Raw genomic sequence first — 26000 nt, forward strand, 5'->3', positions numbered from 1 at the left:
CCCTTTCACCGGCCGCGCAGGCGCACGTCCATCCGGTCGCGCAGCCGGTCCCCCAGCATCTGGACGACGAAGGTGGTGAGCAGCATGAAGACGGCGGGTGCGATCACGATCCACGGCGCGGAGGGCATGAAGTCGCGCCCGATGCCGACCATGGAGCCGAGCGTCGCCGTGGGCGGGCGCAGGCCGAGCCCGAGGAACGACAGGCTCGATTCCAGCAGCACGATGTTCGAGAAGTTCAGCGTGAACATCACCACGATGGGCGAGACGACATTGGGCAGGACGTGGCGGAAGGCGATGCGCGCCGGGGAGGCGCCCGCCGCCCGCGCGGCCTCGATGAAGGGCATCTCGCGCAGCTTCAGCACTTCCCCGCGGATGATGCGGGCGTATTGCTCCCAGTAGGCGACGCCGAGTACCGCGATCAATACCTGCCAGTGGCTGCCGAATACCGCGACCGCCAGCAGTGCCACCAGCGTGAACGGCACCGCGATCTGGATGTCCACGAGCGACATGATCAGGCCGTCCGCCCTCCCGCGCAGCATGCCGGCGAACAGGCCGAGCGTACCGCCGATCAGCATGCCGATCATCGAGCCGCTGAGCGCGATCGCCAGCGTCATCCTGAGGCCGTAGAGGCTGCGCGAGAGGATATCGCGGCCGAGTTCGTCCGTGCCCAGCAGATAGCCCGGCCGCGCGCCCTCGAAGCCGATCGGCGGGCGCAGCCGCATCAGCAGTTTCTGCGCGTTCGGGTCGAACGGCGCGACGACGGGCGCCAGCAGCGCCGCGAGCACCAGCAGCATGCCCAGTGCGAGCGTGACGCGCATCATCCAGCCGGCCTCGCGCCAGAGGTCCGCAGCCTGGCGGCCGAGGCGCACCGCAAGATGCGGTCTCGCACGGGGGGTAGCCGTCCGTTCCGTCGCGTTGCGGGCCGGTTCGGCCTGCGGCAGGGCAATTTCCGTCATTGTGGCCCTCCTTTGTCCCGGTTCGTCCAGTCGGCTCATGCCTTGCGGCCCACCCGCACGCGCGGGTCGGCAAGGCCATAGGCGAGATCGACAGCGAGGTTGATCAGAACGACTGCAAGCGCGACCGCCATCACCCCGAATTGCAGCACCGGGTAGTCCCGGCGCAGGGCCGCGGTGACCAGCAGGTCGCCGACGCCCCGCCATGAAAAGATCGTCTCGATCACCACGTTGCCCGCCGCCATCAGGCCGGCTATCTGCAGCCCCAGCACGGAGAGAATGGTGATGTTGGCGTTGCGCAGCGCGTGCTTGAGGATGACGCGCGGCTCCGGCAGGCCCTTGGCGCGCGCGGTGCGCAGGTAGTCCTGCCCCAGCACGTCGAGCATGGCGTTGCGCGTGAAGCGCGTCAGCCCCGCGATGTAGAAGGCAGACAGCGCGGCGACCGGCATCACGTAGTGCCAGGGCGTGGCGTTGCCGGTGCTGGGCAGCCAGCCGAGCCAGAATGAGAAGACCAGCAGCAGGCCGATCGCCAGCACGAAATTGGGAATGGCATAGCCGAGGAAGGCGAAGGCCATCACCGCCTGCCCCAGCGGGCCGTCGCGCCAGATGGCGGCGGCAATGCCGCCCGGAATGGCGATGACCAGCGTGAGCAGGATGGCCGCGCCCGCGAGCGACAGCGACGGCCACAGCCTGTCGGCGAAGATCACCGTCACCGGGCGGCGCTCCACGATGGACAGGCCGAAATCGCCTCGCAGCAAATCGCCGATATACTGGACGAACTGCTGCGTGATCGAGCCGGTGATGTCGTAGAAATCCATCAGCCGGCTGCGGTCCTCGGCGCTGAGCCCCTCGTTGCCGGTGTAATCGAGCGGATTGCCGGACAGGCGGGTCGCGACGAAGACGGCGACGAGAATCACGCCCAGCGTGACCACCGTGCGCAGCAGGCGGTTGAGTGCGAAATCCAGCACGGCCTGTTTCCTTCGCTATCAAAGTTGTATAGATGAACTACACATGTTGTGTAACAGACACGTTGCTGAACGATGATGATTCCATGACGGAACGGGCGCGGCGGCTGGTCTCGCCACGGTTGCGGAATCGGCGGCTGCATTGATAACAGATGACTGCGGAGGAGACGCGCATGGAGGCGACGCGGCACATGGAGGCGACGTACAAGCTGGTCCGGAACGGGCGCGACGTACCGGTCTGGCGGCAGATCGAGACCGATATCGAGGTCGATATCCAGATGGGCGTCTTCGGCCCCGGCGACAGGTTGCCGAGCGAGCATGAACTCGCGGCGAAATTCGGCGTGAACCGGCATACGGTGCGTCAGGCCCTTGCCGGGCTCGCGGAAAAGGGCCTCGTGCATGCGCAGCGGGGCAGGGGCGTCTTCGTCGCCGACGAGCCGGTCGACTACACGCTCGACCGCAACGCGAAATGGAGCGAGGTGGAAAAGCGTTTCGACGGCGGCGGCGGGGAGGCGGTGCTATACGACTGCCGCGAGTTGCCCGCCACGCGGCAGGTGGCGCGCGCCCTGCGCATCGCCCCCGGCACGCCGCTCATCGCCACGGAGACACTGCGCCGGGCCGGGCCGGGCATCGGCACCTACGGCTATCACCTGTTTCCGAAAGTGCGCTTCGACGGCATCGATCGGGAATTCGTGCGCCACGCCAGCTTCACGAAGGCGATCGCGGCCTGCGGCGTGGCGGAGTTCTTCCGCCGCTCGACATGGATAAGTTGCCGCATGCCGCGCCCGCGTGAGGCGGAGGCGCTGGCGATCCCGGCCACGATCCCGGTGATCGTGATGACCTATGTGGACACCGATGCCGAGGATGCGCCCATTCTTTACGGCCACGGCGTCTTTCCGCGCCACCTCATCCGCATTCGCATCGATACCTGACGGCGCGGCCGGGAAACGGCGGCCGTTTCCCGGTTCGCTGTGCTACACGTCCCCGATCTCGCGCAGGATGGCGTCGTGCAGGCGGCCGTTGGAGAATACGCGCTCCCGGTCGCTGTCCGTGGCCGGCGCGCCCGACAGCGTCGTCACCATGCCGCCCGCCGCCCGCACCAGCGCCATGCCGGCGGCGTGGGAGACGACGTCCGTCCGCAGGCCGACGAAGGCATCCACCTGTCCGGCTGCGACCAGCGACAGCTCGAATGCGCCGGAGACGATGACGCGGATGCCGCGGACACGATTCGCGAGCCGCCGGATGATCTCCGTCGTCCGTGCCACGGTTGCGGCTTCATAGCTCGACGTCAGGGAAACGCACACGATGGCGTCCGCGAGCGTGCCGACGTCGGACACGCGCGCCGGGCGTCCGTTCACCGTCGCCATTCCCCCCTTCAGGAACGCCGCCGCGAGCGGGACCGCCGGCGACTGCACGATGCCGAGCACGGTTTCGCCCCCCTCCTGCGCGGCGACCGTCACCGAATACAGGGGCAGGCCGTTGGCATAGTTGACGGTTCCGTCGAGCGGATCGACGATCCAGCGGAGTGGCGCCGTGCCGGGACGGCCGTTGCCGGGCGTTTCGCCGGTTTCCTCGGCGAGGATGTCCGCCTCCGGCGTCAGCTTGCGCAAGCCGTCGATCAGGAGTTCCTCGGCGGCGATATCCGCGTCCGTCACGATGTCGCGCAGTTCCTTGTGCGAGACGCTGCGCGAGCGCGCCTGCATGGCCACGAGAAGCTGCGCCGCCCGGTCGACGATGCCGGAGGCGCCTGTGAAAAGATGCTGAAGGTGATCCTGCGGACAGATATCGTTGTGTGACATCGGTAGGCCTTGCATTGCGCGATTCAGATGATGGCGTTCGGGAAGAAGCGGTCGAAGAAGGGCACGCACGCCGCCCCGATCGCGCCGCTCGACGGACCGAGCGTGGAGGGAACGACGGGTGCGACCCGGAGCCCGCGCGACGGCCCGGCGAGGGTCTCCCACGCGATCCGCCCCGTCAACTCCTGAGTCAGCCAGCGCGGCAGGCGCCCGCCGATGACGATGATGCTCGGATCGTAGAAGCCCGTCGCGATGCGCACGGCCTCCGCGAGCTGACCCGCTGCGCGGTCGAGCCACCGCTCCACGGTATCGCGCCCGTTCCCGGGCACGGATTCGAGGTCGGCGACGTCGGTCAGATGGATGTCGACAGCCGCCAGGGTCTCGATGAGATCGGTGCCGGTGGGACGCGGCTTGCCATAGGGAAACAGCACGCCGGTCACACCCGAATTGCCGTAGGCACCCCTGTAGAGACGCCCGTCGAGCACGATGCCGGCGTTGAAGCCGTGCCCGAGGTGGTACTTGAAGAGCATGCGGTGCCGGTGGCCGTTGGCGAAGTAATACTCGCCGAGCGCCGCACAGGCGCCGTCGTTCTCGATGACGGCCGGCATGCCGCAGACGCTGCCGAAGACGTCGGCGATGTTGATGTCGCCGTATTCGAGGAACAGGCTGTGCGCGAACACGGACTCCTTGTCCGGCGCGAAGTTGCCCGGCACCGAGACGCCGACACCGACGATGGCGTCCAGGTCGATCCCGTGCTGCCAGATCATGTGCGAGAGAATACCGTTCGCCTTTTCGGCGGCCACCGTGGGCGACGATTGCTCGATCCGCTCGCGCGTCATGGATACGACGGTCCCCGCGAGATCGATGATGGCGACGTCGACGACGTTCAGCGCGAAGTTGATGCCCGCCGAAAAGATCTGCCCCGCCGCTATGGTGAGCGTGCGCACAGGCTGCCCGAGCTTGCCCTCCCGCTCCGCGCTCTCGCTCACGATCCCCATCGCGACGAGGCGTGAGGCGATGCGGGAAATGCTCGCCTCCGTCATGTCCAGCCTCCTGGCGACATCCTTGCGCGACAGCGCCTTTTCCATGAACAGCAACTGCAGGAACCTGCGGTCGCTGTAGGACAACAGCGTCTGGACATCGGCCATGGCTTCTCCTCCTCGCCCAGCCATTTACGACACCCAGATTAAATTGCAAGATGTAATTTAATCGTCATCGACAGGTGCTAGGCATCTGTACGCTTTGGGGTTGGTGCGGCTTCCGGTGTCCGGTCGCGGCGCCTGGCGGCTGAATGACGAGGAGGCCACAATGACTGATACTGGTGTTCGTGAAGAAGGCGTCATCTATAGTGGCGCCTTCAATTTTGCGTTTGTCCGTTATGATCAGAACACGGTCGACGCCGGATATATCTCCGCGCAGCAGACGGCCGACGGCAGCGACGGCAACAACGTGACCATTGCGCTCAAGCGGAATACGTACTGGTTCGCGCTGGATCATGGCCGGATCGATAATTCGAACCGCGGCGACTACCACATCCGCGCGGGATCGGCGACGAACGACGCCATCAACGGCATTTTCGTCGCCTCGATCGCGTCGAACGGTGTCGACTGGGGCTTCGGGGACGGCGTCCAGTATGGCGCGGCGTCCATCGGCTACCGCTCCGACAACTCGCTGTTCGTGTCGGTGAATGAAGCGCCGACGGGCAACGAGTTCAACAGCGACATCTCCGCCGCCTATTTCGACTTCTCCCGCTTCACGGGCGCGTGGGTCCGCAACGGCGGCAACACCGTCGTTTCATCGGCCGGCTTCGCGGACAAGGCCGAGGTGTCGCGCAACAGCGACTACACCTACACGGTGACGCTCGACGGCGTGAACAGCCTGACGGACGGCATCCTGCTCGTGACCGGCGGCGCCAACAAGGGCGTCTACACGGCCGCGCGGCCGAAGGAAGACGGCAGCGGCTGGGTCATCGGCACGCACAACAACACCCACAACGGCTATGTCTACGACAACGAGGACTTCGGCTTCACCTACATTCCGACGGGCCACAAGGACGTCACTTTCGGGCGTGTGCTGAGCGACGGATCGTCGTCCGTCTCCAACGGCAATTACAACATCGTCAAGCTCGGCACCGGCGAGTACAAGCTCACCATCAACGGCCTGACGCCGAAGGACGGCGCTCTGGTGCTGAGCCCCGAGGGCCTCGACGGCGCCAACATAGACAATATCGTGTCGTATCAGGAGGTCGAGGACGGCTGGATCATCCAGACGCGCGACATTCCCTCCATGCAGCTTGAGGACGCGGGCGAGACGGTGCATCCGGACCGCTTCGCGGACCTGATCGGCGACGTGAACCCGGACTATGTGAACGCGCCCATCGACCGGATCATCGACTCCTATCAGGACGCCAAGGACGGCAACACGCTGATCGCGGCGCACCGGGCGGGCTATTACGAGGACGGGGCGCGCATCCTGCCCGAGAACTCCCTCAAGGCGATCGAGCACGCGATCAGCCTCGGTGTCGACATCATCGAGACCGACATCCAGCGGACCGCCGACGGGCACTATGTCCTGATGCACGACGGCAGCGTCAACCGCACGACGACCGGAACGGGCAATGTCAGCAGCCTGACGCTGGAACAGATCAAGTCGCTCAATCTCGTCATCGAGGGCACCCGCGAGGTCACGGACCAGAAGGTTCTGACCATCGAGGAACTGTTCGCGGCGATCGATGACAAGGTGATGGTCAACCTCGACAAGGTCTCCGTGGCGAACATTCCCGCCATCGCGAGGCTCGGCGAGGCGGCCGGTGTCGCCGACCAGCTTCTGTTCAAGGCCGCGATCACCAATGATGCGTCCCTGGCCGCCGTGAAAGCGGCGCTCGATGCGTCGCCTGCCGGAATCCACTTCATGCCGATCATGTATCCGGGCGTGTCGGCGGCATTCGTCGAAAAGGTGTTCTCGACGATCCCCGTCGACGCGGTCGAGATCAATGTCTATGCATCGGGCCCCGGGCAGGTCGAGGACCCCGGCTACTTCTTCATGCCCGAAATCAAGGCGCTTTTCGAGCAATATGACGTTCGCTACTTCATGAATACGCTTTTCCAGGGCTCCGGCAATTCGAGCGGCTCGATGAGCGGCAACCGCGGGGACTTCCTCGGCCTGGAGCGTCCCGATCTCGTCTATGGCTTCTGGGCGGATCAGGGCGTGTCGATCATCCAGACCGACGAGCCGCGGATCGCGATCAATTATCTGAACGAGAACGGTTATCGCCTGCCTCTCGCGGTGCTTGGCTATGACCTCGCGGACAACGAATTCGGCGGTCAGGACATCTTCCTGCACGACGCTGATGCGCTGGTGTCCGACCTCGGCACGGACGCCATCGACCGCGTGTTCTACGACGGCGAGAAGGCCACCGTCGTCCTGCCCGACAACATCGAGCAGGGCACCCTCCTCGACGCCGCGAAGGACAGCAGCCTCTTCGGCGGCGCGGGCGACAACACGCTCGCCGGCAATGCCTTCGACAACGTCATCCGGGGTGGTGCCGGCCGTGACGTCATGACCGGCGGCAAGGGCGCCGACACCTTCCTGTTCGATGCCGCCGACCAGTCCGGCGCGCGCCAGATCGACCTCGTCACCGACTTCAACATCGGCGAAGGCGACAAGCTGGCGTTCGACGGCCTTGGCGTGCACCAGCAGGCGAGCGGCCGCGGCACCTCGCAGGCGTTCACCAACGGCGTGCTGACCAACACGATCTCGAACATGCTGAGTTCGCTGACCAACGACGTGGCGCTGGCGACGACTTACGTGGCGAGCGTGATGGGCCAGAACAGCGTGGCGGCGTTCCGCTTCGACGACAACTGGTATGTCGTTCAGACGGGCGACCGCACGGGCAACATCAATGGGCTGAGCAACGCGCTGACGATGCTGAACCCCACGGGCCTGCGCACGGTGAGCAACATGGCGGAAGGCAACCTGTCGATCGAGAACGTGGTCGAACTCGACCTGGTGGGCACGACCGCGATCCGCGAGCTCGGCCAGATCGTCGGCTACGACCTCGTGGGCTGACGGCAGACGCCTGATCCAGCGACAAGACATCGGCGGGGCACGCAAGTGTCCCGCCTTTCTGTTCCGTGCGTCGAGACGCATCCGGCAGGCGCGGTGGGGGATTTCGGCAGCTTGATCGCATGTCTGCGACGTCAGGTACCGCCGTTTCAGCCCGTGACGGCGTGCACGTCCCGCCGACGCAGCGTGAGGACCACGTCGGCGCCTGGCGAAAACTGCGTGGAATCGTAGTGGTTGGGCGTTTCCACCTTCAACCGCAGGCCCGCCGCCGTCACCGTATAGCGGATGGAGGGGCCGGACAGGCTGGCATCGGCCACGACGCCCGGCAGGCGGATGGCCTCGCCCGCTTCGTCGCCAGCCGGCGCGACGGCCGTGCCGTTCGCGCCTTCCAGCCGCCAGTCCTGCGGCTGGATGACGACCGTGTCGGCGGAGCGGATGCCGGTCAGCCGCTCCAGCTCCTCCGGCGCCAGCAAGTTGCCGTCGCCGATGAAGCCGGCCACGAACAGGCTGCGCGGGCGGTGATAGATGTCGCGCGGATTGCCGGTCTGGGCGATGCCGCCGGCGTTCATCACGGAAATGCGGTCGCCGAGCGTCAGCGCCTCGTCCTGGTCGTGCGTGACCAGAATGCTGGTGAGGCCGGTGTCGCGCTGGATGCGCTTAAGCTCGTCGCGCAGGCGCTTCCTGATCTGCGCATCCAGCGCCGACAGCGGCTCGTCGAGCAGCAGCAGGGAGGGCTCCAGAACGAGCGCGCGTGCGAGCGCCACGCGCTGGCGCTGCCCGCCGGACAGCTGGTGCGGCCGCACGTCGGCACGCGGCCCGAGCGCCACCATGTCCAGCGTCGCCTCGACCTTCCGCGCGATCTCGGCCCGCGAGAGCTTTTTCTGCTCAAGGCCGAAAGCGAGGTTCTGGCGCACGGTCATGTTGGGAAACAGCGCATAGTGCTGGAACACCATGGCGATGCCGCGGTCCTTGGGCGGCAGGTTATCGATGCGCCGCCCGGCGAGGCGAATTTCGCCCGCCGATGGCGCCGCCAGCCCAGCGATGGCACGCAGCAGGGTCGTCTTGCCACAGCCGGAAGGGCCGAGCAGCACGTGCATCTCGCCCTGTCCGATCTCAAGGTTGATCCCGTCGAGGATGGTCGCGGCGCCATAGGTCGCGCTGACCTTGGCGATGGTCAGATAGCTCATCGGCTTGCGCGCTCCTCCGTTCGGGCGAGTCCCAGCGAGGCCAGGGTCATGACAAGCAGCAGGACGAAATAGATCAGCACGATCACGCTGGTGATGCGGCCGCTGAGGTTGCGCTGGGCGTACATGTACATCTGCAGCGTCTCGAAATTGCCGCCCACCAGCATCTTCGCATAGACGAACTCGCTGAACAGGATGGCGAAGTTCAGCACGGCGGCGACCATGATGCCGGGCACGATCGACGGCAGGATCACCCGGCGCAGCAGCACCGCGTCGCTCGCGCCCACAAGCCGCCCGGCATCGAGCAGATCCACGATCGCAAGGCCGCGCAGGCTGTTCTTGATCGCGATGTAGAACATCGGGAAGCAGACCGGCACATAAACGAGCACAAGCACCAGCGGCGAGCCGTTGATCTGCAGCGGCGGGTGGGAGAAGACGCGCAGGTAGCCCACCACCAGCACGATCGCCGGCACCGCATAGGGCAGGATCACGAGCCGCGCCAGCCAGCGGTCAAGCGCTGGCCAGTAGATATGCGCGCACACGATCGCCGGCACGATGAGCACCGTCGCCAGCGCCAGCGCCACCGCCGCCACCGCCAGCGAGCGGACCATGGCGGCGGTGAAGCGCGGGTCGGCGATCACGGTGAGGAAATAGTCGGCCGTCAGCGCGGACGGCAGCAGCGTGTCCGACCAGTCCGCGGCGAAGGCGTTGATGGCGGTGGCGGCGATGGGCAGCGCCATCAGCGTCGCCATGGCGATCAGAAACGTCCGCGACAGCAGTCCGTTCGACGGGATCATGGTCGCCTCTCCCGCACGAGGAACTGGCTGGCGACGATGGGGACGAGCAGCACCACGAGCAGCACCAGCGCGATGGCGTTGGCGAGATTGGGATCGGAGAAGATGTCACCCGACACGAGATCGCTGATGGCGATGGTCACCACGTTGACGCTGGTGCCCGTCAGCGCGTAGGTCGTGGCGAACGTGCCCATCGCGTTGGCGAACAGCAGGATGGCGATCGCGACGATCTGGCGCGCGACGATGGGCAGGCCGACGCGCAGCCAGAAGCGGGCCGACGATACCCCCATCAGGGCTGCTGCTTCCTCGATCTCCGCCGGCACGGCATCGAACGCGGGCGTGAGCAGCAGCGTGGCGAGGGCGATCTGGAAGTAGCAATAGGCGATCACCAGCCCGGCGAGGGAATAGACGTTGAAGCCGCCCGGCAGGCCGAGCTTGCCGACGAGGATGGTGAAAAACCCGTTCATGCCGAACAGGATGATGATCGCCATGGCAAGCGGCACGCCGGCGAAGTTGGCTCCCATGCTGCCGAAGGCGAGCGCGAACCGCCGCACGCCGCCGCCCCGCGCGCGCAGGGCGATGGCGAGCAGGATCCCGAGGGCGATGCCGATGCCCGTCGTCAGCACGGAAATCCAGAGGCTCGTGACGAAGGACTGCCGGTAATAGGTGCTTTCCAGCACCGTGCGGTAGTTGGCGAGGGAAATTTCCCCCTGCGCATCGAAGCTGTCGATGACGATGCTGGTCAGCGGCCAGACGACGAGCACCCCGAACACGACCAGCAGGGGCAGCGCGAGGAGGCGCATGCGCAGCGTATTGGCGTCGGTCATGGCGCTGAAGGCCCGCCGCTGCCGCGCCGGATGCGCACGAGCGCCCCGGCATGGCCGGGACGCTCGCACCTGTTGGCTTCACAGGAACCGCCGGGAACGGCGGGGATAGCCGGATGCATCATCCGCGCCTTTGCGACTGAAGGGCCGTCCGCTCAGAGCTTGGGAGCGACCTGATCGCGCCACTTGGCGGCGATGGTCGGCGCGGACTTCGTCCATGCCTCGCTGTCGATGGGCTTGGCCTTCGCGTACTGCTCGGACGGCAGCAGGCGCGCCTTCGTCTCTTCCGGCAGCGTGATGTGATCGACGCGGATGGGACGGGCGTAGCCGTTGGCGAGGTTGACCTGGCCGGCGTCGCTCAGGATGTATTCGCGCGTCAGCTTGGCGGCGTTGGGGTTCTTGGCGTGCTTGTTGATGATCGTCGCGTAGCCGCTGGTGATCGAACCGTCGGAGGGGATCAGGACCGTGAACTTGTCGCGGCCGACAACGTCGCGGTAGTTCAGCGCGTTGAAGTCCCACAGGGCGGCGACCTGAATCTCGCCCTTCTCCAGGCTCGCCGGGTTGGCGGCGTTGGCGACGAGGCGCTTCTGTTCGGCGAGCTTGGCGAAGAGGTCGATGCCCGGCTGCAGGTTGTTCTCATCACCGCCCTGCGCCACGGCGGCGGCGAGCACGGCGGCGTTGTCCTGCGCGGCGGAACCCACCTGCGCGATGGAGAACTTGTAGTCGCCCTTAAGCAGATCGGCCCACGACTTCGGCGGGTTCTTCACCTCGTTCGAGACGATGAACGCGATGGTGCCGGTGTAGGCGATGACCCAGTTGCCTTCGGCATCCTTCGCCCAGCCGGGGATCTGCTCCCACGTCGTGGGCTTGTAGGGCTGCGTCACGCCGCGCTTCACCGCGATGGGGCCGAATTCGAGGCCGACGTCGCCGATGTCCGCCGTGGCGTTGGCGCCCTCGTTGGCGAACTTGGCGATTTCCTCGCCGCTGCTCATGTCGGTGTCGGCGTGCTTGAGGCCGTACTTCTCCGTGAGCTGCGCCCAGGTGTCCTTCCAGTTCGCCCAGCCGTCCGGCATGCCGACGCTGTAGACCGCGCCTTCCTTGCGGGCGCCGGCTTCAAGCGTGGCGAGGTCCTGGGCCCGGGCGGGCGCGGCAACGAGCGCCGCAAGAGCGGCGACGGCAAACAGTGAAGCAGTGAATTTGCGCATGGCGCCTCTCCAGAGAGAAAAATGTCCGCGTTTGTCTGCCACCGCGCAATGACGCCGGTGTGACAGGTGCGCGGCGCCGGAGAGGCCGCAATGGATACGGCCGGCGGAGCGATCCGCCGGCCGTACCGGATTCGATGGCGTGTCGCCGTCAGTCGAGCTTGATCTTGCCGAGGTTGATGAACTGCGTCTCGCCGGAGGAACCGTCCACGCCGTCGTTGTCGGTGATGATGAAGCTCACGCCGTCCTTGTCCACGGCGAAGCTCTCGACCTTCTCAAGCACCGTGCCGTTCGCGGCCTTGAGGTCGGGCAGCACGTCGCGCGCCAGCGTCTTCTTCACCACGGCGATCTCCTTCGCGCCGATGGCCGCCGGCTTCAGGCCCGCGATCGAGAAGCGGTAGAGCTTCTTGATAGCGGCGGCGTCGCCCACCTGGTTGTCGCGCTCGATGACCACGAAGTTGTCGTTGCCGACGTAGGTGATTTCCGACAGGCCGACCCAGCCCTTCTCGGACTTGTCCAGCGGATAGTGGAGTTCGCCCCACGTCTTCGCAGCCGGGTTGTAGGCGAGGATCTTGACGTGGCCCTTCGGGTCGTCCTTCCACTCGCGCTGCACGGCGATCCACAACGTCTCGCTGTCGCCCTCGCCGGCCACCGCGATGCCCTCGAAGCCGTAGCGCGTGGCCTGCTTCTTCAGCTCTTCCGGCAGCTCGACGACTTCCTGCACCTCGCCCTTGTCGTCGACGCGGACGATCTGCGACTGGGTCGGGTTCTTCTCGCGCTCCGGATTGCCCTCCGACGCCAGCCAGAAGCCGCCGGCGGGACGGACGGCGATGCCTTCCAGGTCGAGATTGGCGACGGGCTTGCCGTCCTTCGTCACGACGCGCTTCTCGACGATGCGGGCAGGCTTCTGCGCCGCGTCGACGACATAGATGGCGCCCTGCGAATAGAAGCTGTCGCTGACGACATAGAGGCGGCCGGGGACGGACGGATCGGCGGCTGCGCCGGAGAGCGCGCCCCAGCCGATCGGCAGGCCCTTGCCGTCATTGCCGGAAACGATGGTCGGATAAACGGCCGGCGCCTGCGCGCGCTTGAAGATCGCGACGGTGGTGCCCTGTCCGCCGTCCTTGCGCAGGTCGGTCTCGTTGGCGGTCACGAAGAGATCGCGCTGCGGAATGACCAGCAGGCCCTCGGGTCCGATGCCGCCAGCCGGCAGGAGCTGCAGGAACGTGGGCTCCTTGCCCGCGCCCTCGTCCTTGTAGACGCCGACGACGGAGCCGCGCTCGGAACCGACGAAGAAGAGGTTGTCGTCGCCGTACTTGCCGAACGCGATGCCTTCGGGCTCGACGCCCTTCTTGTTGCGCTTGTCGGGATAGTGGCCGGCGCGCAGCACTTCATGCTCGAACGAGGCCTTGCTCTCGAACTCGACGGTGCCGTTCTTGTTGAAGATCGTGAAGCCGCGCGCGCCGCCCTTGTAGTCGCCCTCGTTGGCGATGACGAAGCGGTCGTCGTCCAGCCAGCGCACGGCGTCCGGTTCGCGCAGGGCGTTCTCGATCGTGTCGGTGGGGCTGATGACGCCGTCCTTCTTCGTGTCGACGTTCTCAAGCGTCACGGCGCCGGCGGGGAAGTGCGAGACGACCTTGCCTTCCTTCGCGTCGACGATGACGAGGTGGTTGTTCTCCTGCAGCGTGACGACGACCTCGTCCTTGCCGTTGAAGTCGACGAACTCGGGCTCGGGATCTTCCGGAGCGTAGGAGGCGAGGCCCGTCACTTCGACGCGGCGAACGGCGGCGCAGTCCACGTCGCCATCGGCACCCACGGCGGCGAGCGAGACGAAGCCGGCGGGAAGCTGCGGCAGCGCGCCCTCGTTGTGTTCCTCGTTGCGCTCATTCTCGATGGCGATGGCGACGGTCTTCTTGTCGCGGCTCAGCGCGACCGAGTCCGGCTGACCGCCCAGCTCGCACTTCTTTTCGAGGGTCTTCTTCGTCAGATCGACCACGCCGAGGAAGCCCGACGGCTCGGTGTAGCTCTTCGAGGTGTTGACGCCGACGAGCGCCTTGTTGCCCACGACGACGACCGAGGTGGGCTCGCCTTCGACGGCGACCGCGCCGCCGGCCTTGGGCGCGGCGGGATCGGTGATGTCGACGAGGCCGACGCGGTTGCCGGGCGAATCGGTGTAGACGAGCAGCGTGCCGTCAGCGTTGGCCGCGATGATCTCGGACACCGTCGGCTTGGCCGGATCGGCGCCTTCCGGCAGGTTGCGAATGACCGGGAAAACCGAAATCCGGTTAAAGTTCAGGGGCTCGGCCGCCATCAGGGCGGTGCCGGACAGCAGGCTGGCGCCGATAGCCAGCAGGATCGACCTCTTCATCTCGTTTTTTCTCCCTAGCCCGCGCGCGGGGCACAGCAATAGCAGTGCCGTATGTCATGGGTTGACGATGACATGGGCATGACATTTGGGGCATGACATTCGGGGCATGTCGTTCCGGGTATGACGCTCCGGGTATGACACGCCCTCTGCCGGGCCGGGCGATCCGTTTTCCCCTATTCCGCGGCAGTGCCGGCGGCGTGGCGCGCGAAGGCGGCGCGGCCGAGATTGGTGCGGATGAGGTTGTTCTGCGGTGCGTGGGCCTTGCCGCCCAGCGCGTCGCGGTGGTGGCGCTCCAGCGGGTTGTCCCGGTTGATGCCGGGATTGCCGCCGAGATCGAGGGCGATCAGCGTCGCGGCCTGCGCGTTCTCGATCACCGCGTGCTTGACGATGACGGCGTCGGCACCGAACGGCCGGCCGAGATCGTAGTCCTCGGCGAGGCCGCGCAGCAGGCGGCGGTTGATGCCGAGCAGCACCTCGATCTGGCCGACGCCGTCATGAAAGCGGGGCAGGGAGGAGAGCGGCGCGCCGAGGCTGCCGGGCGTGCGGCTGGCCGCGAAGTTCACCAGCCAGTCGCGGGCGGCGTGCGCCGCGCCGTCATAGACGGCGGGCACAAGGCCGAAATACCAGGCGCTCTCGCGTTCGTCGCGCCGGATGCCCGCCGAGGCCGGTGCGAGGTCGATCGTGTCCTCGTAAGGGATCGCGACGTTCTCCAGGACGATGTCGTCGCTGCGGGTGGCGCGCATGCCGACGGCGTTCCACGTGCGCTCGACCCGCAGGCCGGGTGCGTCCGTCGGCACCAGAAACGAGCCGAGCCGGGGCTCGGTCTCGTCCGTGACGGCGAGCACGAGCGCCCATTTCAGCAGCGGAATGCCTGTTGTGTAGATCTTGCGCCCGCTGATGAGCCACGTCCCGCCGTCTCGCCGCGCAACGGTTTGGGGCAGCGTCCCGTGCGAGGGCGAGCCGACGGCGGGCTCCACCTGCGCCGCGTTGAGCAGTGCCACGCCTTCGCGGTTGGCCCGCGTCACGCGCTCCACGAGATGCGCGGGCCATTTGCCGGAATGGCTGGCGCTGTATTGGTTGTTCAGATGCATCGCGTAGACGAGGGCGGTCGACGGATCGCCGTGGGCGACGGCGGAAACGGCGGCCAGCGCGTCGCGCAGCCCGCCCCCGAGGCCGCCGTGCTCGCGTGCGGTGGTGAGGCCGAGAAGGCCTGCCTCATGCAGCGCCTCGAAATTGGCGACGGGAAACTCCCCCGTTTCATCATAGCGGGCGGCCCGCGCCGCGAACTCCCGGCCAAGGTCGCGGGCGCGGGCCAGCGTGGCGGCTAAATCCGTATCGGGCAGAGCGGTCATCGTCAGGCTGCTCCCGTCTGCCCCGGGACGCGGCTTCCGAGAATGCGGCGCGCGTTGAGACCGGCGACGAGCTGCCGTTCATGCGCGTCGAGCCCGGCGCGGATCAGGTTGTCCCGCAGGCTCGCCTGCGCGAGTGCGGGCAGAATCGGCCAATCGGTGCCGGCGAGGACGCGCTCGACGCCGAAGAAGGAGGTGAGGATGCGCACGATTGCCGGGTCATCGCCCATGGTGTCGAAATAGATGTTGGGGCGCTCGCCGGCGTCGCGTGCCTCCCGTCCGTAGCGACCGCCGCGCGATGCCTGCACGATGGCGCCGAGCCCCAGCGTCGCGAAAACGAAGTTGATGTCGGGGAAGGCGTCGAGGATGTCCGATTCCAGCAGGGACAGGAAAGCAACGCCGTTCATGAGGCCGCGGCCGAGCGAATTGCCCGCCTTGCCCGCGCCGGCGATCAGGAGATCGGCCTGCGGCGCGTTGATGGGATGGACGAAAACCGGCGCCCGGTAGCGGTTCGCCACCTCAAGCGTGGGACGGACGGCGGGATCGGCGAGGAAGCGTCCGTGCCGGGAGGAGTCGATGACCAGCCCCGCGAGGCCGAGCGTGCCGAGCGCCCGCTCGGCTTCCCGCGCAGCCGCCTCGCCGGAGAACGGGTCGACCACGCCGAGGGCCGCAAGCCGTCCGGGATGGGCGGCGACGAGGCCGGCGAGCCAGTCGTTGACCCCGGCGATCGTGCTTTCGTCGGTGGGACCCTCCACCCCGAACAGGCTTTCGACGGTCGTGCTGACGACGGCAAGCGACACACCCGCGGCCGCGAAGGCGTCAAGCAGCGCGGCGGGATCGACGATCTGGCGCAGGATGTCGTCGCCGAGGCCGAAATTCACCCGCCGCGCGCCGCCAGCGCCCCGGTCGGCCGGCCACAGGTGGGTGTGGATGTCCACGATATCGAGATGTTCCGTCATTGCGATCGCCCGTCGTTGGGGGAGAGGTTTTTCAGGAAAGCAGCGGGCATCCGCGCCCGCCGCGTCCGCGTCACTTCACGATATACGCATCTGCCAGCGAGCCGCCGACGCCGTCTGCGGTGATCGTGTGATTGACGATCCGCTTGTTGTAGAGCGTGACTTCAGGGCTGCTGATGACGTCGATGGCGGGCAGATCCTCGACCAGAATTTCCTGGATGCGCCGCCACTGGGCCACGCGCTTTTCCGGATTCGTCTCGACGGCGGACTCTTCCAGAAGCCTGTCGACCTCGGGGTTGCTGTAAGCGGCACCGTTGGAGAACGGCACGCCCGGCTTGAAGTTCTTGCTCCAGTAGAGGCGCTGCACGCCGACGGTGGGGTCGAACAGGTTGCTCATGCCCTCGAAGGCAAAATCGAAGTCGCGGTCGGTATAGATACGCTTGGTATAGGTGGCGAAGTCCTGGCTGCGCACGGTCACGTCGAGGCCGAGCGGCGCCAGCGCCTGCTTGATGTAGTCCGCGCCGCGCTTGTAGATTTCGCCGCTCGGCACGTAATCAATGGTGAGGCGCTGGCGCACGCCGTCCCCGCCGCGCGCGAAGCCCGCTTCGTCGAGGAGCTTGTTGGCGGTGTCCGGATCGAGCGGGTAGGTCTTCAGATCCGGATCGAACCACCGGGTCAGGTTCGGGCTGATGGGGCCGGGGATGACGTTGCCGTAGCCGTAGGCGACGGTGTTCTTGAACACTTCCCTGTCGAGGGCGTGGGCGATGGCCCGGCGCACGCGCACGTCCTTGAAGAACGGGCGTTCGAGGTTGAACTCGATGCGGCTGATGCCGTTGTTGTACTGGTTGCCGTTTTTCTCGATGCCGATGTGCGGCAGGCCTTCGAGCCGCGACAGGTCGCTCAGCGAGATGGGCGTGTTGGGCGCAAGGTCGATCTCGCCGGTCTCGATGGCGATCGCCCGCCCGGCCGCGTCGGGGATGAAGCGCACGACGATCCTGTCGAGGTACGGCTTGGGCTTGTCCCAGTAGTCGGGGTTGCGCTCGTAGATGATGTGGCTCGCGCGCACCCATTCCTTGAACTTGTAGGGTCCCGTGCCGACGGGGGCGAGGTTGACCGGGTTCTCCGCCGCTTTCGTGCCTTCGTAGAGGTGTTTCGGCACGATCGGCGATTCCGTGGCGTTGAGCGCCGAGATGAGGTAGGGCGCCGGCTTCGAGAGCACGAGGATCGCCGTCAGCGGATCGGGCGTCTGCACCTCGACGAGGTTGAGGAAGGTGTTGCGGCCGCGCGGATGCACCTCCTTCAAGGTATTGATCGAATAGGCGACGTCGGCGGAGGTGAAGGGCTTGCCGTCATGCCATTTCACGCCCTCGCGCAGCTTGAACGTGTAGCGCAGGCCATCCTCGCTCACGGACCATTCCGTCGCCAGTTGCGGCCGGGGGTTGAGGTCGAAGTCGTAGGCGAGCAGCCCCTCGGTTGTCTTGCCCGATACGAAAACCGTGTTGTACGCCGTGTGGGCGATGGAGGTGAGCACTGGCGGTTCCGCGGCCAACAGCAGAGTGGCCGTGCCGCCATGCGCCGGTCCGGCAAGGGCGGCGCCTGCGCCGGTGGAGAAGGGCGCGCCCGTCACCGCAAAGCCGAGCGCAGCAAGGGAAACGCCGAGAAAGCGGCGGCGTGAGGAATGCAGTGCGAGACGCATCGTGGTCATCCTTTGAAACGGGTGGCGCGCTGGCCCGCGCGCCGTCTTCATCCGGGTCGATGTTGCCAACGCCATAATTCCATAAATTCCATATTACAAGTTATTTTATCGTGCGGTATGCTCCCGCAGGCGGCCATCCGGACCGGCCCGAGAAATGCCGCCGGCAGCGCTTGACAAGGCATTTGCGCAAATGCAATAAACTTTACAGAATTTATAGAGAAATTAGATGGCGCAAACGGAACAACCCGTTCTGGACGTTCGTAACCTGCGGCTGCGTTTTCCCGGTCCCGGCGGGGAAACGACCGCCGTCTCAGGGCTGAGCTTTTCCGTCCGCCCCGGCGAGGCCGTGGCGCTTGTCGGCGAATCCGGCTGCGGCAAGTCCTCGACGGCGCTGGCGATCATGCAGCTGCTGCCCGACACGGCGAAACTGGGCGGCGAGATCAGGGTCGACGGCCGGGACGTCATCGGCCTGCCGCGCAAGGAATTGCGGGCGCTGCGCGGCAGCAAGGTGGCGATGATCTTTCAGGAGCCGATGACCTCGCTCAACCCGGTGCACCGAGTCGGCGAGCAGATCGTGGAGGCGCTGCGCGCCCACAAGCCGCTGTCGCGGGAGGACGCGCGCGAGCGCGCGCTGGCGCTGCTGGAGCAGGTGCGTATTCCCGATGCACAGCAGCGGCTCGACGCCTATCCGCATCAGCTTTCCGGCGGTCAGCGCCAGCGCGTGATGATCGCCATGGCGATCGCCTGCGAGCCAAGGCTGCTGATCGCGGACGAGCCGACAACGGCACTCGACGCCACCATCCAGGCGCAGATCCTGCAACTGCTGGACGACCTGCGCCGCGAACTCAAGATGGGCCTGCTGCTCATCACCCACGATCTGGCGCTGGTGTCGCGCTGGACGGAGAACGTCGTCGTGATGCATCACGGCGAGAAGATGGAGCAGCTCGCCGCCGCCGACCTGTTCGGCCGGGCGCATCATCCCTACACGCGCGGCCTGATCGGCGCCTCGATCCGGCTCGACCGCTCGCAGCACTACCGCACGCAACGCCTGCCGGAAATCCGTGTCGTGCACAATGCCGACGACACCTACGAATTCCTGCTGGAGAAGCGGGAGCCGATCCGCCTGCCGCCGCCGGACCGCGGCGGCGCGCCGGTCGTCGAGGTGCACAACCTCGCCGTCCGCTACGATACGCCGCGCGGGCCGTTCACGGCGGTGGACGACGTCTCGCTCGCCATCGCACCGGGGGAGACGCTCGGGCTCGTCGGCGAGTCGGGCAGCGGCAAGTCCACGCTGTCGAAAGCCATCATGCGCCTCGTGCCCGCCCATTCCGGCCGGATCGTGTTCAGGGGCGAGGACATCACGCGCATCGAGGGCAAGAATCTGCGGCGCGTGCGCCGGAACATGCAGATGGTGTTCCAGGACCCTTACGGCTCGCTCAATCCCCGCCACACAGTGGGCGAGATTCTCGAAGGCCCGCTTGCCGTGCACGAGGTCAACGACGCGCGGGAACGGCAGAAGCGGGTACAGCGGATGCTCGATCAGGTCGGGTTGCCGGCGCGCTCCGCCAATCGCCTGCCGCACGAGTTCTCTGGCGGGCAGCGCCAGCGCATCGGCATCGCGCGTGCGCTGATGCTGAACCCCTCGCTCGTGGTGTGCGACGAGCCGGTGTCGGCGCTCGACGTGTCGGTGCAGTCGCAGATCCTCAACCTGCTGGTGGAGCTGAAGGAATCGCTCAACCTCTCCTACCTGTTCATCTCGCACGATCTCGCCGTGGTCCAGTACATCTCCGACCGCGTGATCGTGATGAAGGACGCGAAGGTGGTCGAGGAGAACGATCATCTGCGGATATGGACCCATCCCCGGCACGACTATACGCGCGCGCTCATCAGCGCGGCGGCGCGGGAAGCGTGAACGGCGAATGAACGGATGCGGCGGCGTCCGCGCCCTCGCGGCGCAGGCGTGTTTTTGGTCAACGTTGTCTGGAGTCAATGATGTCGTCCGCTATAGCAACGCCCGCCGCGCCGGCGGCGTGGTCCGCCGGGGAGAGCTTCTACCGCGTTCGCGGGCCGCTGGAGCGCGCGGACAGCCCGCTGGTGCGCGCCGCGCGGCAGCCGCTGATGCTGGGGCTGTTCCTCAATCTGCAGGACATCAGCATCTCCTCGTATCCCACCAGCAACACCTGGACGTTCGACTACAACGCCGACATCGTCCGGCAGGGGGAAGCGCTCGGCTTCGATCTCGCTTTCAGCCGCACCCAGTGGCTGCCCAAGGGCGGCTATGACGGCGAGGCTTCCCTCGATTCCTTCGTCGCGCTCGGCGGCATGGCGGCGATCACGAAGAGCATCCTGCTGATCTCCACGATCCATGTGCTCTACGGCCCGTGGCATCCGCTGCACCTCGCCAAGTTCGGCGCGACGCTCGACCACATCAGCAAGGGACGCTGGGGCATCAACGTCGTCACAGGCCATCGCGCCGTCGAGCACGAGATGTTCGGCTGGCAGCGCATCGAGCACGACAAGCGCTACACCATGGCGGGCGAGCTGTTCGACGTCCTGAACCGTCTCTGGACGGCGGACGACAACTATTCCCACGAGAGCGTCCATTCCGCCTGGAAGGTCTCGAACGGCTGGATCACGCCCAAGCCGCTTTATGGCCGGCCGGTTCTCGTCACGGCGACGGGCTCGCAGGCGGGCATCGACTTCGCCTCGCGCTACTCCGACATCCTGTTCATCACGTCCCCTGGCGGCGCGCATATCGACAGTGCCCTGGCGACGCTGCCGCCGCATATCGATGCGATACGGCGCACTGCGGCCTCGGTGGAGCGCGAGGTCCGGACGCTGATCAACCCGGTCATCGTCAGCCGCAACACCGAGAAGGAAACGCAGGCCTATCTCGACGCGCTGCTCGACAATCCGCCGCGCCCCAAAGGGGCGTCGTTCGGGCATGGCCACTACGACAGCGACGCCCATGCCTGGCGTGGCCGCTCGGACAAGACGCACAAGCAGGGCTACGGCCTCGGCGGCAACATCGAGATTATCGGCACGCCGGAGCAGGTCGTCGAGCAGTTCATCGCGCTCAAGCGGGCGGGCATCGACGGCCTGCAGCTCGGCTTCGCGGACTTCCGCGCCGATCTCCAGCATTTCGGCGAGAACATCCTGCCGCTGATGAAGAGCGCGGGGCTGCGGTTCTGAAATCACTGCGACGCGGAGCAAGCGGATGTCGAGTCTGGGAAAAATCGGAAGCAGCCTGCGGCGGACGGCCATTCAGGCCGTGCCCACGGTCATCGGGATCGTCATCCTGAACTTCTTCCTGCTGCAGATGGCGCCGGGCGACGCGGCCGACGTGATCGCCGGCGAGGCGGGCTCCGCCACGGAAGAGACCATGCACGCCCTGCGCGTGCAGTTCGGCCTCAACCATCCGGTGCTGGTGCAGCTCTACAACTACCTCAACGAGCTGGCGCATTTCAGCCTGGGCTTCTCGCCGCGCTACGGCATGCCGGTGGCGGAGCTGATCGGCCAGCGGCTGCCGGGCACGTTGCTACTGATGTCGCTGGCGCTGGGCATCGCGCTCTTCATCGGGCTCGTGCTGGGCTCTGTGATGGCCATCTTCGCCGGGCGGTTGCCGGACCGCGTGCTCTCCGTGCTGGCGCTCGTGTTCTATTCGGTGCCCGGCTTCTGGATCGGCCTGATGCTGATCATCCTGTTCTCCGTCACCCTCAGCTGGCTGCCCAGCGGCGGCGCGGGCACCATCGGCGCCGATCTTTCGGGCTGGGCGGGCCTGTGGGACAAGGCCCGCTACATGATCCTGCCGGCGACCTCGCTCGCCCTGTTCTACGTCGCCATCTACGCCCGCCTGACGCGCGCCTCGATGCTGGAGGTGAAGTCGCAGGATTTCGTGCGCACGGCGCGCGCCAAGGGCCTCTCCCCGTTCTCCGTCACTGTGCATCACGTGCTGCGCAATGCGCTGATTCCCATCACCACGCTGGCGGGGATGCATATCGGCAGCATGCTGGGCGGCGCCGTGGTGGTGGAGACGGTCTATAGCTGGCCGGGGCTGGGGCGCCTTGCCTACGAGGCGGTGATGGGGCGCGACTTCACCGTGTTGCTCGGCATCCTGCTCCTGTCCTCGCTTCTGGTCATCGCCGTCAACGCGGCGGTGGACCTGCTGCAAACCTTCCTCGATCCTCGTATTGGAGTGCGTTGATGTCGGCGACCGATCCAGTCCTGCGCGATCCGGCCCTGCTGGGTGAAGCCGCGCCGGCCAAGGCCGCGAACCCGCGCGAGCCCGAGCCGCCGAGCTGGCTCGGCAAGGAAGAGCCGCTCCCCGCGTATGTCGCCGGCACGGGCGCGACCCACGGGCGCCGGGCGCTGCGCATCTTCCTGCGCAATCCCAACGCGCTCGCGGGGCTGATCATCCTCGCGATCGTGGTGATCGCCGCCGGCATCGCGCCGCTGCTCTATCCCGGCGATCCGCTGGCGATGGTAGCGAAGCCCTTCCTGTGGCCGGGGCAGGATGCCGCCTATCCGCTCGGCACCGATTCCATGGGGCGCGACGTGCTCGCCGGCATCCTGCACGGCACGCGGATATCGCTGACGGTCGGGATCGCGGCGACGCTGCTCGGCCTCGTCGCCGGCATCAGCGTGGGCGCGGTGGCAGGCTATTACGGCGGCCGGGTCGACGATCTGCTGGTGCGCATCATCGAGATATTCCAGACGCTGCCCAACTTCGTGCTTGTCGTGGTGCTCGTCGCCATCACCCAGCCGACAGCCGCGACGATCTCCATCGCCATCGCCATCGTCACCTGGCCGAACGTTGCGCGGCTCGTGCGCGCGGAGTTCCGCTCGATCCGGGAAAAGGACTACGTGATGGCGGCGCGCAGCCTCGGATATGGCGACGCGCGCATCATCTTCCGCGAGATCCTGCCCAACGGTCTGCCGCCGATCATCGTGACGTCGTCCGTCATGGTGGCGGGCGCGATCCTGATGGAGTCCGCGCTGTCGTTCATGGGGCTCGGCGATCCCAACGTCGTGAGCTGGGGGTCGATGATCGGTGCCGGTCGCGAACTGATCCGTACGGCGTGGTACCTGACAGCGCTGCCGGGGCTCGCGATCGTCTTCACCGTGCTCGCTCTCAACATGATTGGCGACGGCCTCAACGATGCGCTGAACCCGCGCTTCCTGCAGGATCGCTGAACGCACCGGCACGGTGGCCGGCACGCGGCCGCCGTTCCGCTTTTTCACCACAGGCGCTTGCCGGCGCGAACGCTTCCGGGCGCAAACCATGAAGACAGTACCATGATCTCCTCGCCAATTGCCGTCGACATCGCCTCCCTCCCGCCCGCCGGCGCCGCGTCCGAATCTCCGCCGCGCGTGGCCGATATCCTGGCCCGGGTGCCCGCGCTCGCGGCGGAAATCGCGAAGGGCGCGGCACGGCGGGACCAGACCCGCGAACTGCCGTTCGAGGCGTTCCGGCTGATCAGGGAGGCGGGCATCGGCACGCTGCGCATTCCCGCGGCGCTCGGCGGGCCGGGAGGCACGGTCGAGAACTACATCGATGTCATCGCGCGGCTGGCGGCGGCGGATTCCAACGTCGCCCATTCCCTGCGCTCGCATTTCAATTTCACCGAGACGCTGGCACTCGATCCCGAGGGGGGCAAGGCGCGCCGCTATCTCGACGAGGTGCTCGCCGGCAAGCTGTTCGCCGGTGCGCATACGGAGCTGGGCACGGCGCGCCCCGGCGACGTCACGACGCGGCTCACCAGCACGCCGGCCGGCTGGCGGCTGAACGGGCGCAAATGGTATGCGACCGGCACCGCCTTCGCGGACTACGCGACCTTCAGTGCCAAAAACGATGCCGACGAGGTGGTCAGCGTTCTCATCCCCGTCGGCCGGGCCGGCATCGCGGTGCTCGACGACTGGGACGGCATGGGCCAGCGCCTGACGGCGAGCGGTGGCGTGCTGCTCGACGACGTCGAGGTGTTCGAGGACGAAATCTCGGCGCGCGCGCTTGACGGCCGCATCGGCCGCCATACGTCGACCCTACGCCAGCTTCATCTCGCCGCCTCCGCCGCCGGCGCGGTACGGGCGGTGCTGAACGAGGGCATCGCCTACGTGCGCGACCATGCGCGCCCGGCCGCGCACAGCCCGGCGGCGTCGGCGCGCGAGGATCATTTCATCCAGGAACTGGTCGGCGAGATCGCTGCCGCGTCCTTCGCCGTCGACGCGCTGGTGGCGGAAAGCGCCCGGGCGCTCGACAGGGCGGCGGCGGCGTTCGCGGCCGGTGACGAGGCGGTGCTCGACGCGGCGCTGGTGGAGAGCGCGCTCACGACCTCGCGCACGCAGATCGTCGCGTCGCGCCTCGCCCTGCGGGCGGCGGAACAGATATTCGATCTGGGCGGGGCCTCGACCACGTCGAGCAAGTACAACTTCGACCGGCACTGGCGCAACATCCGCACCGTCTTCAGCCACAATCCGCTGCTGCACAAGGCGCGGGTGGTCGGCGACTACTACCTCAACGGAACCACGACACATCTGCGCGAGGGCAAGGTCTTCTGACCGGGACACCCATAGCGTTTTCGAGCGAATTCTCATCGGCCGGACAGTTCCGTCTGATCGGATAGCATTCCAGGAGCAGCCATCATGAGCGACGAAAAACTGTCCGAAATCTGGTACACGCGCTGTCCGGTGCCGACGCCCGTCGGCCTCGCGGCGCAGCTCGGCTATCTCGAAGAAACCTTTGCCGCCGAGGGTATCGCACTGCGCTCGATTATCGATTCGCCGGACCCCGCCATCCGCCAGAGCCATTTCAACCATACCCTGAACTGGTCATTCCGCCACGGCGGCAACGTTCCGCCGATCCGCGCGCGCTCGGAAGGCCGGAAGACGCGGCTCGTCGGCATCACGTGGACCGACGAGTTCCAGGCCGTCATCACGCTGCCGCAAACGGGCATCCGGTCTGTCAGCGACCTGAAGGGCCGGCGTTTCGGCATCGCCCGGCGCCCGGAGGGCATCGTCGACTTTCATCGCGCCACCGCGCTGAAGGGGCTCGTCTCTGCGCTGTCGCTCGAAGGGCTTTCGCACCGGGATGTCGAAATCGTCGATGTCGCCGTGCGGGACAGCGTGCTCGACAAGTTCGGCGACGCCTCCCTGTTCGGCCTGCGGCGCCGGCCGCCGCACGGCGAGGAGATCGCGGCCCTCATCCGGGGTGAGACCGACGCTATCTTCGTCAAGGGCACGCCGGGCATCGCTGTCGCCAACCTCATCGGGGCTGTGCTCGTCGCGGATTTCGGCTTCCATTCCGATCCGAACATCCGCGTCAATTCCGGCTCGCCGCGCCTGCTGACCGTCGACGAGTTGCTGGCGGAAAAGCGGCCGGACCTCGTCGCGCGGCTGATCGAGGCCATTTTCCGCGCGAGCGAATGGGCGAAGGCCCATCCGGATGATACCCGCCGCTTCGTCGCGCGCGAGGCCGGCGCCACCGAGGAGCAGGTGCTCGTCGCCAACGGCCCGGACCTGCATCACCATCTGGGGTTGAGCCTGGAACCCGGGCTGATCGCGGCTGTGGGCACCTACAAGGACTTCCTGCTGGAGTGGGGCTTCCTCGCGGGCGATTTCGACATCGGCGAATGGGTCGATCCCCGGCCGCTCGAAGCCGCCACCCGCCGCGCCGCCGCCTGACGGCAAACTAAAACACTTAAAATCCATAGAATTTATCAATTAAATATTGACAGGCCGGCGCGCCTGTCTCATTCTTCCTCCGAGGGTGGGATGGGCGCCCTGCACGGATAACGAGCGGCCGTCCGCGGGGCGGGCGGCGGCGATCCGTTCTTCAGGTCGCCCGTGAGGGCG

At 66.8% G+C, this 26000-nt stretch carries 20 protein-coding genes; 8 read left to right on the forward strand and 12 right to left on the reverse strand.

All coding sequences use genetic code 11. The features are described from left to right. Window positions 1–5: 5 nt before the first annotated feature. Together ACFFJ7_RS01015 and ACFFJ7_RS01020 are read right to left on the reverse strand one after the other, a co-directional pair. Window positions 6–956 carry an ABC transporter permease gene (locus tag ACFFJ7_RS01015; protein WP_377590362.1) on the reverse strand — a complete coding sequence of 317 codons (951 nt, stop codon included), beginning with the start codon at window positions 954–956 and terminating at the stop codon, window positions 6–8. 35 nt (window positions 957–991) lie between these two features. Beyond that, complete coding sequence (locus ACFFJ7_RS01020) at window positions 992–1921, reverse strand: ABC transporter permease (protein WP_377590364.1); 930 nt, start codon at window positions 1919–1921, stop codon at window positions 992–994. A 170-nt stretch (window positions 1922–2091) separates the two neighbouring features. Between ACFFJ7_RS01020 and phnF the strand changes: the two genes are divergently transcribed. Then, window positions 2092–2850 (forward strand): phosphonate metabolism transcriptional regulator PhnF, encoded by a 759-nt coding sequence (gene phnF / locus ACFFJ7_RS01025; protein WP_377590366.1) that lies wholly within the window; start codon window positions 2092–2094, stop codon window positions 2848–2850. A gap of 42 nt (window positions 2851–2892) precedes the next feature. Here the strand turns inward: phnF and ACFFJ7_RS01030 are convergent, their stop codons facing one another. Beyond that, window positions 2893–3717: an inositol monophosphatase family protein gene (locus tag ACFFJ7_RS01030; RefSeq protein ID WP_166953807.1), complete on the reverse strand. Its 825-nt coding sequence runs from the start codon at window positions 3715–3717 to the stop codon at window positions 2893–2895. A 23-nt stretch (window positions 3718–3740) separates the two neighbouring features. Then, window positions 3741–4862: an ROK family transcriptional regulator gene (locus ACFFJ7_RS01035; protein ID WP_166953808.1), complete on the reverse strand. Its 1122-nt coding sequence runs from the start codon at window positions 4860–4862 to the stop codon at window positions 3741–3743. A gap of 160 nt (window positions 4863–5022) precedes the next feature. Between ACFFJ7_RS01035 and ACFFJ7_RS01040 the strand changes: the two genes are divergently transcribed. Then, on the forward strand, window positions 5023–7782 hold the full coding sequence (locus tag ACFFJ7_RS01040; protein WP_377590369.1) for a glycerophosphodiester phosphodiesterase family protein: 2760 nt from the start codon (window positions 5023–5025) through the stop codon (window positions 7780–7782). Between the two features lie 146 nt (window positions 7783–7928). Here the strand turns inward: ACFFJ7_RS01040 and ACFFJ7_RS01045 are convergent, their stop codons facing one another. The 8 genes from ACFFJ7_RS01045 to ACFFJ7_RS01080 form a co-directional block, all read right to left on the reverse strand. Further along, on the reverse strand, window positions 7929–8966 hold the full coding sequence (locus ACFFJ7_RS01045) for an ABC transporter ATP-binding protein (RefSeq protein WP_377590371.1): 1038 nt from the start codon (window positions 8964–8966) through the stop codon (window positions 7929–7931). Beyond that, window positions 8963–9760, reverse strand: a complete 798-nt coding sequence (locus tag ACFFJ7_RS01050) for an ABC transporter permease (protein WP_208394244.1) — start codon at window positions 9758–9760, stop codon at window positions 8963–8965. Before ACFFJ7_RS01050 ends, ACFFJ7_RS01045 begins: the two co-directional genes overlap by 4 nt. Beyond that, window positions 9757–10584 carry an ABC transporter permease gene (locus tag ACFFJ7_RS01055; protein WP_377590374.1) on the reverse strand — a complete coding sequence of 276 codons (828 nt, stop codon included), beginning with the start codon at window positions 10582–10584 and terminating at the stop codon, window positions 9757–9759. The genes ACFFJ7_RS01050 and ACFFJ7_RS01055 overlap by 4 nt, the downstream gene beginning before the upstream one ends. Window positions 10585–10736: 152 nt before the next feature. Continuing rightward, window positions 10737–11786, reverse strand: coding sequence for an ABC transporter substrate-binding protein (locus tag ACFFJ7_RS01060; protein WP_166953813.1), 1050 nt, complete (start codon window positions 11784–11786; stop codon window positions 10737–10739). A gap of 148 nt (window positions 11787–11934) precedes the next feature. Continuing rightward, window positions 11935–14151: an esterase-like activity of phytase family protein gene (locus tag ACFFJ7_RS01065; protein ID WP_377590376.1), complete on the reverse strand. Its 2217-nt coding sequence runs from the start codon at window positions 14149–14151 to the stop codon at window positions 11935–11937. 173 nt (window positions 14152–14324) lie between these two features. Further along, a complete protein-coding gene (locus tag ACFFJ7_RS01070; RefSeq protein WP_377590378.1) occupies window positions 14325–15503 on the reverse strand; it encodes an acyl-CoA dehydrogenase family protein in 1179 nt (392 codons plus the stop codon). A 2-nt stretch (window positions 15504–15505) separates the two neighbouring features. Beyond that, the gene (locus tag ACFFJ7_RS01075; RefSeq protein WP_166953819.1) at window positions 15506–16459 is read right to left on the reverse strand and encodes an amidohydrolase family protein; all 954 of its coding nucleotides are present in this window, start codon (window positions 16457–16459) and stop codon (window positions 15506–15508) included. 70 nt (window positions 16460–16529) lie between these two features. Continuing rightward, window positions 16530–18152 carry an ABC transporter substrate-binding protein gene (locus tag ACFFJ7_RS01080; RefSeq protein WP_166953821.1) on the reverse strand — a complete coding sequence of 541 codons (1623 nt, stop codon included), beginning with the start codon at window positions 18150–18152 and terminating at the stop codon, window positions 16530–16532. A gap of 226 nt (window positions 18153–18378) precedes the next feature. On the opposite strand from ACFFJ7_RS01080, the gene ACFFJ7_RS01085 reads away from it, so the two are divergent. The 6 genes from ACFFJ7_RS01085 to ACFFJ7_RS01110 all read left to right on the forward strand — a co-directional run bounded on the left by ACFFJ7_RS01085 (window position 18379) and on the right by ACFFJ7_RS01110 (window position 25829). Further along, a complete protein-coding gene (locus ACFFJ7_RS01085; RefSeq protein ID WP_377590381.1) occupies window positions 18379–20064 on the forward strand; it encodes an ABC transporter ATP-binding protein in 1686 nt (561 codons plus the stop codon). An 80-nt stretch (window positions 20065–20144) separates the two neighbouring features. Further along, entirely contained in the window at window positions 20145–21344 is a 1200-nt protein-coding gene (locus ACFFJ7_RS01090) for an LLM class flavin-dependent oxidoreductase (RefSeq protein ID WP_377590383.1), read from the forward strand. 25 nt (window positions 21345–21369) lie between these two features. Next, on the forward strand, window positions 21370–22356 hold the full coding sequence (locus ACFFJ7_RS01095; protein ID WP_377590385.1) for an ABC transporter permease: 987 nt from the start codon (window positions 21370–21372) through the stop codon (window positions 22354–22356). Continuing rightward, window positions 22356–23345 (forward strand): ABC transporter permease, encoded by a 990-nt coding sequence (locus tag ACFFJ7_RS01100; protein ID WP_377590387.1) that lies wholly within the window; start codon window positions 22356–22358, stop codon window positions 23343–23345. The genes ACFFJ7_RS01095 and ACFFJ7_RS01100 overlap by 1 nt, the downstream gene beginning before the upstream one ends. A gap of 102 nt (window positions 23346–23447) precedes the next feature. Next, entirely contained in the window at window positions 23448–24707 is a 1260-nt protein-coding gene (locus ACFFJ7_RS01105; RefSeq protein ID WP_377590390.1) for an acyl-CoA dehydrogenase family protein, read from the forward strand. A gap of 84 nt (window positions 24708–24791) precedes the next feature. Continuing rightward, window positions 24792–25829 carry an ABC transporter substrate-binding protein gene (locus ACFFJ7_RS01110; RefSeq protein WP_377590392.1) on the forward strand — a complete coding sequence of 346 codons (1038 nt, stop codon included), beginning with the start codon at window positions 24792–24794 and terminating at the stop codon, window positions 25827–25829. Window positions 25830–26000: the final 171 nt, after the last annotated feature.

Source organism: Pseudochelatococcus lubricantis (assembly GCF_042432495.1).
Lineage (GTDB): Bacteria > Pseudomonadota > Alphaproteobacteria > Rhizobiales > Beijerinckiaceae > Pseudochelatococcus > Pseudochelatococcus lubricantis.

Coding starts and splice junctions, on each gene's coding strand:
- ACFFJ7_RS01090 (WP_377590383.1), top strand. CDS start 20,145: ATGTCGTCCGCTATAGCAACGCCCGCCGCGCCGGCGGCGTGGTCCGCC.
- ACFFJ7_RS01105 (WP_377590390.1), top strand. CDS start 23,448: ATGATCTCCTCGCCAATTGCCGTCGACATCGCCTCCCTCCCGCCCGCC.
- ACFFJ7_RS01055 (WP_377590374.1), bottom strand. CDS start 10,584: ATGACCGACGCCAATACGCTGCGCATGCGCCTCCTCGCGCTGCCCCTG.
- ACFFJ7_RS01075 (WP_166953819.1), bottom strand. CDS start 16,459: ATGACGGAACATCTCGATATCGTGGACATCCACACCCACCTGTGGCCG.
- ACFFJ7_RS01085 (WP_377590381.1), top strand. CDS start 18,379: ATGGCGCAAACGGAACAACCCGTTCTGGACGTTCGTAACCTGCGGCTG.
- ACFFJ7_RS01040 (WP_377590369.1), top strand. CDS start 5,023: ATGACTGATACTGGTGTTCGTGAAGAAGGCGTCATCTATAGTGGCGCC.
- ACFFJ7_RS01035 (WP_166953808.1), bottom strand. CDS start 4,862: ATGGCCGATGTCCAGACGCTGTTGTCCTACAGCGACCGCAGGTTCCTG.
- ACFFJ7_RS01080 (WP_166953821.1), bottom strand. CDS start 18,152: ATGCGTCTCGCACTGCATTCCTCACGCCGCCGCTTTCTCGGCGTTTCC.
- ACFFJ7_RS01095 (WP_377590385.1), top strand. CDS start 21,370: ATGTCGAGTCTGGGAAAAATCGGAAGCAGCCTGCGGCGGACGGCCATT.
- ACFFJ7_RS01110 (WP_377590392.1), top strand. CDS start 24,792: ATGAGCGACGAAAAACTGTCCGAAATCTGGTACACGCGCTGTCCGGTG.
- phnF (WP_377590366.1), top strand. CDS start 2,092: ATGGAGGCGACGCGGCACATGGAGGCGACGTACAAGCTGGTCCGGAAC.
- ACFFJ7_RS01015 (WP_377590362.1), bottom strand. CDS start 956: ATGACGGAAATTGCCCTGCCGCAGGCCGAACCGGCCCGCAACGCGACG.
- ACFFJ7_RS01070 (WP_377590378.1), bottom strand. CDS start 15,503: ATGACCGCTCTGCCCGATACGGATTTAGCCGCCACGCTGGCCCGCGCC.
- ACFFJ7_RS01050 (WP_208394244.1), bottom strand. CDS start 9,760: ATGATCCCGTCGAACGGACTGCTGTCGCGGACGTTTCTGATCGCCATG.
- ACFFJ7_RS01065 (WP_377590376.1), bottom strand. CDS start 14,151: ATGAAGAGGTCGATCCTGCTGGCTATCGGCGCCAGCCTGCTGTCCGGC.
- ACFFJ7_RS01100 (WP_377590387.1), top strand. CDS start 22,356: ATGTCGGCGACCGATCCAGTCCTGCGCGATCCGGCCCTGCTGGGTGAA.
- ACFFJ7_RS01060 (WP_166953813.1), bottom strand. CDS start 11,786: ATGCGCAAATTCACTGCTTCACTGTTTGCCGTCGCCGCTCTTGCGGCG.
- ACFFJ7_RS01030 (WP_166953807.1), bottom strand. CDS start 3,717: ATGTCACACAACGATATCTGTCCGCAGGATCACCTTCAGCATCTTTTC.
- ACFFJ7_RS01045 (WP_377590371.1), bottom strand. CDS start 8,966: ATGAGCTATCTGACCATCGCCAAGGTCAGCGCGACCTATGGCGCCGCG.